This window comes from Peribacillus sp. TE19612 (assembly GCF_056279465.1).
Map to the genome: position 1 here is coordinate 636465 of NZ_JBWCCL010000001.1, position 14142 is coordinate 650606.

A 14142-nucleotide genomic window follows, 5' to 3' on the forward strand; every position below is an offset into this window, starting at 1 on the left:
TTCCGGTTTTCCAGAAAAAATTGCCGGTTAACACGATGAACCCTTTATTCTTCTTTTGAAATGAGCTTGATTTTATCACGAAGGCTCCTTTCAGAAATTTTTAGGATTTGGGCTGTTTTTTGACGATGATTATTACAATATTGAAGAGTGGCCGTTATGACTTTTTCTTCTATCTCTTTCATGGAAATGCCAATGGGAATCCTGAAACTGTTAAAATCGTCGTCCGTGCCATCCGGCTGGAGAATGAACTTCTGTTCTTGAACATATTGCGGCAAGTCGGTTTCTTCCATTTTTTTTGAGTTAGATAGGGCAACAGCATATTCTATAATGTTTCCAAGCTCCCGGACATTCCCAGGGTAATGATAATCCAGTAAAATCCGACGTGCGGTTGCCGAGAACATCTTTTCTTCACGATTCATATCCTTCGCGTGTTTTTTTATAAAATAATCCATAAGGATCGGTAAATCTTCTTTTCTATCTCTTAGTGGCGGCATCGAGATGGGAATGACATTTAGCCTGAAAAACAAATCCTCCCTAAATTCCCCTTCCATCACCATTTGTTCCAGGTTTTTATTGGCTGCACTTATAATACGGACGTCCAATGAGATTTTTGTATTGGATCCCAGAGGCGTCACTTCCCGTTCCTGCAATACCCTTAATAATTTGGCTTGAAGTGGAAGAGGCATTTCACTGATCTCATCCAGAAAAAGGATGCCTCCATTAGCAGCAACGAATTTCCCTTCCTTCCTCTGAGTTGCACCTGAAAATGCTCCCTTCTCATAACCGAACAATTCAGATTCCAGCAGCATCTCAGGAATTGCTGCACAGTTGACGATCTGCATTGGATTGTTTTTCCTTCTTCCCAAAGTATGGATATTTCGGGCTACAAGCTCCTTTCCAGTACCACTTTCACCCGTGATGAGAACACTGGAATCAATATCTTTCACTCTTTCGATCATTGAGAAAATACGCTGCATCGCCTTGCTGTTACCAAGAAAGTTACCAAATCTCTTTTGAATCTCTAATTCTTCATGTAATGTCTCCAATTGATTGGACATCTGTTTGAATTCGGCTGCCCTCATCAACAGCAAAGAAAGTTCTTCAATATTAATTGGCTTTTCAATATAGTAGTAGGCTCCTTTTTTTATGGCCTCAATGGAAGTTTCAATGGATGAATAGGCAGTCATCATGATGACTGTTACGTTAGGTGATATTTGTTTGATTTTCTGGAGGACATCAAGTCCACTTTTATTTCCTATTCTCAAATCAAGTAACACAATATCAAAGTGCTGATTGTCGATTTTCCGTAAACCCTCATCCGGGTCTGTAGTTGTCATGACAACATAAGAATCTTCCAATGCAAAGCTAAGAGCGGTGCAAATAGCAGGTTCATCATCAATCACCAATACTTGCATTTTCATATGACTCCTCCTCTTTCCAGGCTTCTATTCAATATATATAGGTAGTAAAATGGTGAATGTCGTTCCTGAATTAGGGTAACTTTTTACATGGATATCTCCGTTATTTTCTTTAATAAGCCTATACGATAACGTAAGTCCCAAACCGACGCCCTTTTCTTTATTCGTGAAAAAAGGCTCAAAAATATGGTTCAGTTCTTCCTGCTTCATCCCTTTTCCCGTATCCGATATGGTTATCCGCCCTGTCTTTTCGTTCACTTTATCAATGGTGATTTTAATGGTCTTTTCCTTTGTTTCTTCCACGGCATGAATCGAATTCAACACCAAGTTAAGAAGCACTTGTTGAATTTGTTGTAAATCTATATAAAAAATAAAGTCCTCCTCAATCATCTGCTCGAAATTTATTTGGTTCTTTTCCATTGTCACCTTATGAAAAGCAAGTAAGGATATAAGCTCATGAGCGTGGCAATTTGTAATATTTGGCGGACGCGGACGTGCATATTCAATTAAATCGGTAACAATCCCATTCAAGCGGTTAACTTCAGTAGGTAAGTGTTCCATTAGAACTTGTCGGAATTGAGGATTATCATATTTACTCGGAAGTAAATCAATGAATGTTTTAATCGATGTTAAAGGATTCCTTATTTCATGTGCGACACCTGCAACTAGTTGACCAAGAGCGTGCAGCTTTTCTTGTGTGACCAATTTTTTCTCCAATGTTTTCTTTTCCGTCTCATCATTCATGGAAAGTAAGTATCCGGTTTGTATATCTTCAGAATTGAACATCTTATGCATCGAATAAGAAATCACCTTCTGTTCATTTTCCTCATTTAATACCAATATCCGAAAAGAACCCGTACGATTATTCTCATTTTGTTCTTGGTGTAAAGCTTCGAAATTCTTCATCAATTGCGAATGATTCGTAAGATTCAGAATCATTTCCTTGGAAATGTTAAGAATGTCCGATGCCTTTGCATTGCAGCTAGTAATCATGAAATCGAGATCGAATGTTATGATGCCATTATGGATATTGTTTAAGATTTGATCTTTGAACGCTTCAGCATTAGCGATGTTTTGCCGTTGTTTCTCTAAATCCTTATTTAATAAATGTAATTTCAAAGTCTGGTTATGTACGGATTTTTTTAGCTTTTGATTCCATATATAAATGATTAGAAGGATAAGGGCCACGGCAGTTAAGATTATGATCAACCAAAAAATGAATTGTTCGAGTCTGGCAATTTTTTGATTGGATTGTGGCATTACCCATTTATCGATTATCCCATTGATATTTCGGTTTGCCTTAAGTTCTGTGAGTGCATTGTCCATCATGAAAAGAAGCGATTGATTACCCTTTTTCACTGCAATCGTATAATCCGCAGGTTCAATGACTTCATCAAGAATGATGTAATTCTTTTCTTGGCGGAATTTTTTTAAATAGAAATCAGCAGTCCATTTGTTTCCGATGAACACATCAGCTCGGTTGTTCAATAATGTTAAAATTCCGGAGTATTGATTTGAAACGGTCGTTAAGTTTGTATTCCTCATATTGAGAAATGTACTGATAACTGGTGTGTTATGGTCAAGGACAACATGTGAATCACGTAGATCCGTTAACGTATGAATATCCTGTTTCCTTTTACTAGGAATGATTATGGATTGGGACATTGTAAAATAGGATTGCGTGAAATCAAATTGGTTATCTTTTTCGGTATTATAGGTACTTCCGACAATAGCATCAATTGTTCCGTTACTTAAGGCTTTTTCGGCTTCTTCCATCCTCATCGGAATATATTTGAAATCTACGTCATTATATTTCGCTATTTCCTCCATTAAATCAATATTGATACCTGTCAGTTCACCAGCTTCATTTTCAAATGAAAATGGAGGAAGGGCACTTTCTCCAGCAATTATAAATGTTTTTTCTTCAGCAAAAACAGCGGGAGACCATAATGTTTGAACAAAGATTATAAAGCAAAATATACTTAGTTTAAACAGCTGCTTTTTAATTAAGAGCCCTCCTTCTACGTCAAAATCCTTGCAGTCAGTAATCCTTTGTTAAAAACATCATGATTATATACTTCTCCAATTAAGACTTGAACCCTTTAATATGTAAAGAATTCTTAGTATAATCTGACACAATATAACAATAACCTACAAAAGAGTGTGTTTCTGAATGCATAAGCTGCCATATCCAATAAGGATTGCAGTAAAGGAACATGAAGGTTACTCTTGTCTTGTTTTTAGATAAGTACGAAAAAAACGCGTTTGCCTGCAGTTTTTTCTTTGAATAAGTTCCAGATGATTTCAGAAATCCGCTCCCTTTCCGCCGGCTGTCTGCCAAGCCTCCTCGACGCAAGCGTCTGTGGGGTCTCGGTTAGCCAGTTATTCGGCAGGAGTGTCGCAAATTTCTTCCATCCAATAAGGATTGCAGTAAAGGAACATGAAGGTTACTCTTGTCTTGTTTTTAGATAAGTACGAAGAAAACGCGTTTGCCTGCAGTTTTTTCTTTGAATAAGTTCCAGTTGATTTCAAAAATCCGCTCCCTTTCCGCCGACTGTCTGCCAAGCCTCCTCGACGCAAGCGTCTGTGGGGTCTCGGCTAGCCAGTTATTCGGCAGGAGTGTCGCAAATTTCTTCCATCCAATAAGGATTATAGCACTAAAGGAGTTCTATCTTTTAAAACAAATTTGATTGGAACGGAAGGCGTGAGACTCCTGTGGGAAAAGCGAGTGCCTGGAGTTGAAATCTAATTTTTACACCGACTCAAAAAAACTGCAGACAAGACGAGTTCTATTTTTTAAAACAAAGTTGATTGGAGCGAGTGTTCGAGAACCCTGCGGGAAAAGCGTGCCCAAGGGGACCCAAAGGTACAAAGATTGCCCAACTTTCCAATCATTTTAACCCTGAATATGTTATCTTTTTTTTTCTATTTCAAGGGTTTTTAACATTTGCCGTAACGTTCCAAGATGATACGCCAAGTGAGCAATGGTCGTTAGCATTTTCCTGAATCGGAATATTCGAAAAAAAGCCCAATTTTCTCAGTAATAAAATTGAGAAATTGGGCTTTTTTGCTACTCCATAAAAGTGCCATATTATGAAATAACACATTATTTTTAGTGGTATGTTGAAATCATTACTTAAACCTTTATTCAAGATAAGCACCCGTTAGCCATCCATGAAGCGCAAAATTCAGCGCTTCACCACAGAGAATGAAAGTAGGGTTTTTGTGGTCATACTGATATTGGCGACATGAGGTTTAATTTACGGCTCAGTTTTAAAAAATATAAATTGCTGGGTCTACTTTAGTATTGTCATTTTTAGATTTTCACTGTTTTCTACTTTCATGGTAGTTCAAGAAAAGTGACCTTTAAGCATAAAAATCAAGGTACACTTTGGTGTGCAGTATTTTTATTTTCTTAGCTGAAACAAGTAAGCCTGTTACACGGCAGATTGCTTACACTCTATGGATCACTTCTTTGTTTTATCCATTTTATTATTCGGTTGAGTATTTACTTGCGTTACAAAAAGGAGTTCGAATGTACGCAAAGTAGGATGAAATCTAAAACATGATTAATATATTTTCTCATCAAATATATTAATCTTTTAAACCCTTCCCATCGAGAATTTTCTGCATGCATTTTTCGATTCTTGACTCTCGGATTTTGGATTGTTTGGCTTGTGAAAAATAAAGGATGTATGCTCTTTGCCTTCCTGGGGTCAATGCTTCAAAAGCAGTTTTCAAGGCAGGGTTATTATCGAATTTGTTGTGAAGTTCTTCAGGAATTATGAATTCTTCGTTCTTTTTAAATTCCACTTCCAACCCGGCTTTTTCAACTTCAATGGCTTCATGAATATAGGCTTTCAGAATGGATTCCGTTGCAACTATTTCTTGAACATTGGTGAACCGAATCTGGCGCGCTCCCTGTACATTCTCCGTTTGTTGAATTAGAAGCCCGTGGGCATCCTGTAACAAGGCACCTTTGTGAAACAGAAGCGCACAATATTCTTTAAATCCATGTATTAAAACGATGTTTTTATTCTCAAACGTGTAACAGGGGTGCATCCATTTAAATTCTTCGGTCAGCTCACAGTCAAGAACGATATTTCTTAACGTCTCATATTCTTCTTTCCACTTTTTAGCTTTACCTAAAAATTCATCAACCTTAGGATTCGTTCTACTTTTTGTCATCACGGAACACTCCTCTTTTCGAGCAGTTTGCTTTTTTCTTATACGTTAGCTAAATACTAAAAAACAAGGCAGAGGTTTGGTCTTATAATACCTCTAACACGTTATTAAGTTCTTCGCCCATTTTCGCCCAACCATATTTCGCACCATTGAACGCTTGATCTTCTTTTTCGAATCCTGTTTGTTCGAGATGTAAGTGGGTTGTTCCATCCTCGTGCTTTAATGTCCATGTGACTGTAGTGTTTATACCGCCACCTACCCAGGTGTAAGATAACTTATAAGGCTCCTCGACTTCAAGAACTTCGGAATCAATAATTAAATTCCACTGTTCATTCCGAAACTGGAATTTATGTCCGACGACAGGTTTAATATCATTAGCCATTACCCATTTCCCAAGAGTATTTGCATCCGTTAAGGCAAGCCATACCTTCTCGATCGGGCTCTTAAAATTAAAATCTTGTGTTACTGTTAAACTCATTTTTATTCCTCCTCTAATATTTGATTTAAAAGTAATATTCTTTCACTCCAGAATCTTCTGTAAAACGATACCCAATCCTCAATTTCTCTCAACGGACCAGCATTCAGCCGATAACGGGTTTCCCTGCCGACTTTTCTGCTGATTACTAGACCTGCCTCTTTAAGGATTGCCAAATGCTTTGAAACCGCAGTACGGCCCATTTCAAAATGTACGGTCAACTCATTTAGTGGCAATTCTTCCACGTCCGCCAACAAACGTAGCAATTTACGTCTTGTTGGGTCAGCGATGGCTACATAAATATCACGTTCTTGATTTTTATCGTTCAAAATCACCCACCCTTTTAATTGGACACCAATTGGTGTCTTTTATTATATGACACTGATTGGTGTCATGTCAATTTTATTATTGACACACTTTATTTGTTTTATTCTAATATCATCAAGTATATAATTAAATCCTTTTACAACTAAACTGGCCCCGTTAGTTAAAGTGATTCTTATATGATCAATTGCTATTTTTGAATATTGGATATGCTCGTGTTTCAGCAAAGGAGTATCTTGGAATTATATCTTCATTGATAAGCAAAGTGGAAAAGAGTTTCACTGGTTTCCATATCAGGGATGCGCTTAATCATTCGTGAAAGCGTTTATTATTCCTTGATTCACTAGACGGATTGGGTATGGATTATGATGATTCATTCGGAGAGTGGAAGTATATTACTTGAGATTTAACTCAGATACTATGGTACTTAAAAATGAGACACTTTTGATTGCGGAAATTCAGAGGTGGGTGTTACTGGGGATTTTTTTATGACTTCATTTAAGTATATGAAAAAGGAAATAAACTATCAGATATTAGGGATGAGATCATACGAACCCCTCTTATCGACTAAGACTAAAAGTATCTATCTGGGTTTTCAAACAAAGTTGATTGGAACGCGTGTACCAGACTCCCGCGGGAAAAGCGTGTCGAAAGGAGAATCCAGGCGCAAGAGCGCCGAGGGCGGACTTGCCTCCGGAAAGCGAGTGCCCTACGTTCCAATCAGTTTAAAAACTCTCAATATGTTATAGTATTTTTCTATATGTTATATTTTTTTTCTATTTCAAGGCTTTTTATCATTTGCCGTAACGCTCCAAGATGATAAGCTGAGTGGGCAATGGTCGCATTTACATTTGTAAGCCATTTTCCTAAATCGATTGTTTCGATTTCTGCGAAAAGAGATACATATTCTTTATGTAATTCCTCTCTGATTTCAGCCCATCTCACCTCATCAACAGTAGCAATGGTCCAGCTTTCTTCCCAATCTTTTTCAAAGTCTGTGCCATTGATCATCGATCGGATCACCCATAAATAATACCGGGTGTGGTCTGAGTGTGCCGCAATTGTCGATCCGTTTATGGAACGTGAAGCATCTTCTGCGGTTAAGCCATCAAGTGTACCAAAAACCCCGGTAGTCGGTTTTGAATCAGTATAATAGCTCCCTTCATTTCCCGGTCCTTCAAACGTTTCCTTCAAAAGCGTTTTTAGAGAACTTGCCAACGTCTCGCTCATCTCAATCCCCCCAAATGTTTAGTCGACTTCATTACTCTATAATATACTAAGACAAACCAATAAACATTTATATTTTGTTAAATTAATCCAAAAATATCGCGAGTTTAAAGAGTTACTCACTTTTTAGCTTGCATAATAAAAGGCTATCAATTACTTTCGAGTACAGTTAACATGTGGTATTGACGACTCTCTTAACGTGATGAAATAAAAAGGCCATTCCACAGGAACGGCCTTTTTATTTTTGAAAATTATGATTCAGTTTTAGTAGCTTTTCAAACGCTCTTCCAGGGACACAATTCTAAACTTTAACTCTTGATTCGAGTCCAAGCCCCCTATTACAATTTGATTATCTTCCGTAATGGTGACATATCTGAAAATTTCTTCTCCATGAATCTTGATTTTAGTCTCCATTGTCGTTTCCATTTTTGCAAAAACTTGATCTGTGTATGTAAGCGGAAGAAGATCATCTAAACCTTCTTCGGGGCTGCCGAGCCACTTAAACATGAAATCTTTCAATGAATATTGCTCAATCATCGATAAATGATTTTTAAAAATTAATTTGTCAATTGTTATCTCTTTCAACTTTAACCACTCCTCAATAGTATCTAAAGTTTATATGGATAAACTCCTAACATCAAGGGCATTCCAATGACAAACCATTACATTTTGATTACTTGCTTACTGAATAATCCCTTTCCTTCCGTAAAATGGAGTTCGGTAACCTTGAAAACCAATTTTAGATTGATTTTTTCGAAAAAATATCCTTGGATTAACATGAGAGGGATTATTTTCTGTGGTTTGCACGTTTTGTTATAGATGATTATCCATGAAATGAGGATGTTAATTTTAGTCAAAACAGCCCCATTTTTAAAAATGGGGCTGTTTTTATTATACGGATGTAAAACAACTTTCTGTTAAATGATAGTCCTTTAAATTATATATTATATGTCTTGTTTTCCTTTAACACCATTGATTGAATAGCTGATTTTAATGTTGGCATTTAATGAGTGATACACTGAACAGTACGTATTTTTGGATAATTGAATTGCACGGACGACTTTATCTTCAGGTAGATCTCCCTCTAATAAATAATGGATATGAAAATCGGTAAAACGTTTAGGATGATTTTCTGACCGTGCCCCTTCTATTTCTATTTGAAAGGCCTTTGTTTCAAATCGCATTTTCTTTAAAATCATTACAATATCAATTCCTGTACAGCCGGCAAGAGAGTGTAAAAGTAATTCTGTGGGTCTTGCTCCACTATTTTTACCTCCTGCTTCTTCGGCGGCATCCATCTTTATTTCATGTCCCGACGGAGTTGTGCCAGAAAAGGCCAGTTCCCCTGTCCATGTAATCATTGTCTTCATATATTTCGATTCCTCCCTTTCTTGTTGTTTTGTTCTAAAAATAGCCCACATTTCAATTAATGTAAATTTATATCATTTAAGTATTAAAAAATATTGCCGTAATGGGGTCAGTATGCAAATATACATCACTTGGATTCTGGATTTTTTATACCCTAACTTGTGATGATTTTCCATACCTTATATTCTTCCCACAAGTCCTGCTTAGTTAGTCATACTGTAAAATTTGAACGTTGATTACCTCTTCAGGCTTTAAAACCTAAAAAAATATTCCAGATGATTTCAGAAATCCGCTCCCTTTCCGCCAACTGTTTGCCAAGCCGCATCAAAGAAAAGCGGCTTGGCAGACAGTTATTCGGCAGGATTGTCGCAAATTTCTTTAATCTATTCAGGGATTGATGTATACAAAGCAGTAAAAAAACAGAAGGATATTAAGTTTACCAATCATGGTTGTGAGAGCATTCCGAACCACCTTTTGTCGTCTTAATTTTAAATCATAGCCCTATAAACCCATCTACCATGAAGTTTTATAGTTTCCTTTTCCATTCAAAGGAGTTTTATACCTATTATTTTCCCCATCTTGCCAAGTAATAGTGCCATTTTCATCTTTCAGAACGAACTTGAATTCATAGAATCGATCTGCAGCTAAACGAAATGTTCCACTCCAGCTGCCTTCTGTGTTTTGAGTGAGTTTATATTCGTAATCTTCAGGATTCCATCGGCCGATTTCCCCTCTGTCCCCAATTAAGTAAACTCCCTGTGTGGCAGGTACATTTTCAACTGTGAATGTAACGGGAATCGACTTGCCTTCCAATTTATCAGCCATCATCCTGAACTCATTAGTTGGATTTCCTTCATCGTCGAATAAATAAGACATCCTAAGCAATGTAAATCCCTCAAAACCATGGTTAAAAATCATTTCTGCTACATTGTCAAAGCCCCATTCATTATTGATTAGAGGGAGTGCATTTTCCCCGTTTAAAGAAATTCCTTTTTCATTAGCTAAAGAGGCAATATGGGTCACCAAAGTCTTAGGAGCGCTATAGGACGGTGCAGTATGTGCGTCTTGATCTCCCATTTCAAGACAGGTGAATGTGAGGGCCATATTCGATTTTTTAAATTGATTCAATAATTGGGAGTAGTTATGGTACCCGGCACTATACTCTGCTGAATGCGGTATTACTGGATCATTCATTTTCCAATGGACCCCTGAGATTTTAGCTCCAATTGGCACGCCAAAGACTTCATCAAAATGTTTATGGGCAAACTTCGAGATTTTTGCAAGATGCTTTTCGAGTGCTCCTTGATACCACTGCATAAAATCGTATCCAAATCTAGTGTCGATTGCGCCGCCCCTGGTGAAAAATTCATCCCCATTTCCTGGCGGCTGAATCTCATTCCAGTTTTTATACGTTTTGCCCCAAGCGGCATTTAATTTTTTTATCGTGGAATATTTTTCTCTCATGGCAAGCCTGAAATCCCGTTTTGCTCCTTCTGTATAAACTTGAAGCTGTCCCCTCTCAGGATAATCCCAGCCATCGGCATTCTGGTAGGAGGGATATCTTAATTCCCCTGCCGGTCCTGCACTTAGATATATCTTTGCTATTAAACCCTTCTTATCAGCAAAGTTCTCTGCAAAGGATTTGTACAATTCATTGTACTGATCGGCTGTGCCTTCCCACCAAGGAGCAAGTACCTCCTTATTCCAGAAACCACTTTCACTCTTGAAAGCCATGTTTTCGGCAGTGTCTTTATTCCAGAGCCAACTCGGGATGGGGTAGTTGCAATCATCCCCCACATTACCGCCGCATTGGTGCGTAGACAAAATGGGCACCCATTTTAAACCGGAAGCTTTCACGGTTTCCGCATATTTTTTATAATAGGACCAATCAAACTGATTATCTTTTTTACTCTCGACCAATCCCCACCAGATATCTGTCGTAATTGCATATACTCCATTTTCCTTTAACTGGGTCAGTTCTGCTTTAAATGCCTCCCAATCTGATATTTCACCCAATGGGGCCATCACATAAAGCTTGTAATCTGGTTGTACTTCTGCTATTCCAGGTGTATTTGATAAAGGAACAAAATACAGCATAAAGGTAAAAACGCCAACGGATAATTTATTCATGAAACGCCAACCTTTCCCCTATAACTTTATTTGTTTAAATTTCGGTTCATCACCGAAACCGCTTACAATCTTTTTATTTTTTTGTCATTCCTTTACTAGAATTATATTTGTTATGGAAATATTTATCAATTATTTCATCGGAGGAATTTAGTTCAAAAATCGACAAAGAAAAATGGATAGTCTAAGAGACTATCCAGAGCAGCTGGTTATAAAACTATATAAACATTACCATCTTCTATTTCAACATGGAATGTCTTTACACAACCATTATCAGGTTTTTGGACTTCTCCATTCTTGACACTGATTTTCCAGTCATGCATCGGGCAAAATACGTGATCACCACTCACAATGCCTTCCACCAGAACCCCACCTTTGTGTGGGCAACGATTTTCAATAGCCCGGAATTCACCATTTGCTAAATGAAAAAGAGCAATTTCATGAGAGCCAATGGTTACTGTTTTCCCCAGGTTTTTTGGCATTGCATTTACGGTTGAGACCTTTATCTTTTGAAGTGTTTTTCCCATTTAGGCTGCCCCCATATTCATTTATTTGATATAGCCGGAATTTTCACTTTTTGAAATAAACCGGTTTGGATCGCATTGCTCTCAATGATTTCTTTCCACGGTTCTTGCAATACGGATAAGGCCTCATCCAAGCGTTGATTAAGCTCCATCCTTTTTTGCTTATCACCAATAATCTCTTTAATGGTATCGAACCCAACACGCTCAATCCAAACCGACGTTCTTTCTAAATAATTTGCAGTCTCTCGATAATGTTGGATGTACGCCCCCGTAATTTCAATTACCTCATCACTTGTTTTCACTTTACATAATAATTCAGCAGCTCGTAAATGAGTACCGCCATTGCCGCCAATATAAATTTCCCATGCACCGTCAACACCGACAACACCAAGATCTTTGATACCGGATTCAGCACAATTACGAGGACATGCCGACACAGCCATCTTAACCTTATGCGGTGTGCCAACACGTTCGAATTTCTTCTCCATGGCAATACCCAGACCGATTGAATCTTGGGTGCCAAAACGGCAAAAGTTTTCACCGACACATGTTTTCACAGTTCGAAGCGTTTTTCCATACGCATATCCAGAAGGCATATCCAGGTCGGCCCATACGCTTGGAAGGTCTTCTTTTTCAACGCCGAACAAATCTATTCTTTGACCGCCTGTTACCTTAAGTAACTTAACATTATACTTATCGGCAACATTTGCTATTTTCCGTAATTGATCAGGATTTGTGACGCCGCCATACATTCTTGGCACAACGGAAAATGTACCATCCTTTTGAATATTTGCATGTAGCCTTTCATTGACATAGCGGGATTCTTTTTCATCTTCATAGTCAACAGGATGGATCATGCCTAAGTAATAGTTCAGTGCCGGTTTACATTTAGAGCATCCATCACTTGTATTCCAGCCGAGAACATTCATGACTTCACGAGTATGTGTCAGATTTTTTTCGCGTATTTCGGCAACAACCTCATCTCTTGATAAAGTGGTGCACGCACATATTGATTCCTTCTGGTTTGACTTACTGAAATCAGCGCCTAATGTCAGCTCGAGAATATCACCGACTAACGGCTTACAGCCACCGCATGATCTCGAAGCACTTGTGCAGCCTTTTACTTCCTCAATGCTTGTTAAACCGTTAGATTCGATAGCCGTCACAATATCACCCTTCGTTACACCATTACAACCACAGATGATTTCTTCATTTGACATCGAAGTGACAAGGCTGACACTTGGTTCACTTGTTCCAACATTTAAATACTCCGAAACGTCGGCATTTTTATTGATCATGCTCAATAGGGTATTGCTTTCCTTTGTATCCCCGAATAATACCGCACCAGATATTTTCCCATTTCGAATCATTACTTTTTTGTAAGTACCATTCCATTCATTAAATTCCTTGATTGATTTGGCTTGTTCATCCTCGAAAATTTCTCCAGCCGAAAATACATCAACACCAGATATTTTTAACTTAGTAGAAAGCACGGACCCCTCGTAAGCTTTGCTTTCCAGTCCGCAAATCCTTTTGGCTAATACTTTGCCCTGTTCATATAGGGGAGCGACCAAACCATACACCATCTCACGGTGTTCCGCACATTCACCAACCGCAAAAATATTCGGGATCTTTGTCTCCATATAATCATTCACGATAATTCCTCGATTGACAGGGATGCCGGAATTTTGGGCCATTAAAACATTTGGCTTAATCCCAACTGCCATGACCACTAAGTCGGCGCAGATTTCCTCGCCATCACTAAAGCGTAATCCTTTGACATCAATTTCACCTAAAACCTCCTGTGTCTGTTTCCCAAGATAAAAATTCATTCCCTGGCTTTCCAGTTCCCTTTGCAGCATTTTTCCTGCTGCTGGATCTAACTGCCTATCCATCAAATATTCCGAAAGGTGAATTACATCTACCTGCATACCTAGATTCAAAAGCCCCCTTGCTGCTTCAAGACCCAGCAATCCTCCACCAATGACTGCAGCCTTTTTGTTATTTTTAGAATATTCAATCATTTTTTCGCAATCTTCAATATTTCGAAAGGCGGTCACTCCTTTTTTATCAGCTCCCTTTATCGGAAGTATGAAAGGGATCGATCCGGTCGCTAAAATTAATTGATCATATTCTACTTCGCGATTAGTGCCTGAGTAAATGATTTGCTTTGTGGTGTCGATGTTCGTGACTGTTTCACCTGAAAAAAGTGTAATATTGTTCTCTTTGTACCAGTTCCAATCATTTATTGTAATATCATCTATCGTCGTAGCCCCTTGCAATACATTCGATAGTTGGATTCGATCATAATTCGGATGCGGCTCACTTCCGAAGACAGTCACCTCAAACCTTTCCGGTTGAATTTTCAAAATTTCTTCTATACATCTTACTCCAGCCATACCATTCCCAATGAGTGCCAATTTCTGCTTAGACATGTTTTGTCCTCCAATAAGATTTTTTTGAAAGGATGATATGATTGATTATAGGTGACGTC

At 38.1% G+C, this 14142-nt stretch carries 11 protein-coding genes; all 11 read right to left on the reverse strand.

Features of this window, described 5'->3' with window-relative positions:
- Positions 1 to 44: 44 nt before the first annotated feature.
- Entirely contained in the window at positions 45 to 1421 is a 1377-nt protein-coding gene (locus ACZ9AO_RS03090; protein ID WP_226990466.1) for a sigma-54-dependent transcriptional regulator, read from the reverse strand.
- A 24-nt stretch (positions 1422 to 1445) separates the two neighbouring features.
- Positions 1446 to 3467 carry a transporter substrate-binding domain-containing protein gene (locus ACZ9AO_RS03095; protein ID WP_476108485.1) on the reverse strand — a complete coding sequence of 674 codons (2022 nt, stop codon included), beginning with the start codon at positions 3465 to 3467 and terminating at the stop codon, positions 1446 to 1448.
- 1545 nt (positions 3468 to 5012) lie between these two features.
- Positions 5013 to 5606 carry a YdeI/OmpD-associated family protein gene (locus ACZ9AO_RS03100; protein WP_476108436.1) on the reverse strand — a complete coding sequence of 198 codons (594 nt, stop codon included), beginning with the start codon at positions 5604 to 5606 and terminating at the stop codon, positions 5013 to 5015.
- A gap of 82 nt (positions 5607 to 5688) precedes the next feature.
- Positions 5689 to 6081 carry an SRPBCC family protein gene (locus tag ACZ9AO_RS03105; protein ID WP_063593577.1) on the reverse strand — a complete coding sequence of 131 codons (393 nt, stop codon included), beginning with the start codon at positions 6079 to 6081 and terminating at the stop codon, positions 5689 to 5691.
- A gap of 2 nt (positions 6082 to 6083) precedes the next feature.
- Positions 6084 to 6407: an ArsR/SmtB family transcription factor gene (locus ACZ9AO_RS03110; RefSeq protein WP_251539553.1), complete on the reverse strand. Its 324-nt coding sequence runs from the start codon at positions 6405 to 6407 to the stop codon at positions 6084 to 6086.
- A 751-nt stretch (positions 6408 to 7158) separates the two neighbouring features.
- A complete protein-coding gene (locus ACZ9AO_RS03115; protein ID WP_476108437.1) occupies positions 7159 to 7632 on the reverse strand; it encodes a hypothetical protein in 474 nt (157 codons plus the stop codon).
- A gap of 261 nt (positions 7633 to 7893) precedes the next feature.
- Positions 7894 to 8214 carry a hypothetical protein gene (locus ACZ9AO_RS03120; RefSeq protein ID WP_048686366.1) on the reverse strand — a complete coding sequence of 107 codons (321 nt, stop codon included), beginning with the start codon at positions 8212 to 8214 and terminating at the stop codon, positions 7894 to 7896.
- 359 nt (positions 8215 to 8573) lie between these two features.
- Entirely contained in the window at positions 8574 to 8999 is a 426-nt protein-coding gene (locus ACZ9AO_RS03125) for an OsmC family protein (protein ID WP_034306763.1), read from the reverse strand.
- Positions 9000 to 9510: 511 nt separating this feature from the next.
- On the reverse strand, positions 9511 to 11127 hold the full coding sequence (locus tag ACZ9AO_RS03130) for a family 14 glycosylhydrolase (RefSeq protein ID WP_476108438.1): 1617 nt from the start codon (positions 11125 to 11127) through the stop codon (positions 9511 to 9513).
- A 206-nt stretch (positions 11128 to 11333) separates the two neighbouring features.
- Positions 11334 to 11651 carry a nitrite reductase small subunit NirD gene (gene nirD, locus ACZ9AO_RS03135; protein WP_048686360.1) on the reverse strand — a complete coding sequence of 106 codons (318 nt, stop codon included), beginning with the start codon at positions 11649 to 11651 and terminating at the stop codon, positions 11334 to 11336.
- Positions 11652 to 11668: 17 nt separating this feature from the next.
- A complete protein-coding gene (nirB, locus tag ACZ9AO_RS03140; RefSeq protein WP_251539562.1) occupies positions 11669 to 14083 on the reverse strand; it encodes a nitrite reductase large subunit NirB in 2415 nt (804 codons plus the stop codon).
- Positions 14084 to 14142 lie beyond the last annotated feature (59 nt).

Bases quoted from the DNA above. Each gene is read 5' to 3' on its own strand.
- nirB (WP_251539562.1), bottom strand. From the start codon at position 14,083: ATGTCTAAGCAGAAATTGGCACTCATTGGGAATGGTATGGCTGGAGTA.
- ACZ9AO_RS03115 (WP_476108437.1), bottom strand. From the start codon at position 7,632: ATGAGCGAGACGTTGGCAAGTTCTCTAAAAACGCTTTTGAAGGAAACG.
- ACZ9AO_RS03100 (WP_476108436.1), bottom strand. From the start codon at position 5,606: ATGACAAAAAGTAGAACGAATCCTAAGGTTGATGAATTTTTAGGTAAA.
- ACZ9AO_RS03125 (WP_034306763.1), bottom strand. From the start codon at position 8,999: ATGAAGACAATGATTACATGGACAGGGGAACTGGCCTTTTCTGGCACA.
- ACZ9AO_RS03105 (WP_063593577.1), bottom strand. From the start codon at position 6,081: ATGAGTTTAACAGTAACACAAGATTTTAATTTTAAGAGCCCGATCGAG.
- nirD (WP_048686360.1), bottom strand. From the start codon at position 11,651: ATGGGAAAAACACTTCAAAAGATAAAGGTCTCAACCGTAAATGCAATG.
- ACZ9AO_RS03130 (WP_476108438.1), bottom strand. From the start codon at position 11,127: ATGAATAAATTATCCGTTGGCGTTTTTACCTTTATGCTGTATTTTGTT.
- ACZ9AO_RS03090 (WP_226990466.1), bottom strand. From the start codon at position 1,421: ATGAAAATGCAAGTATTGGTGATTGATGATGAACCTGCTATTTGCACC.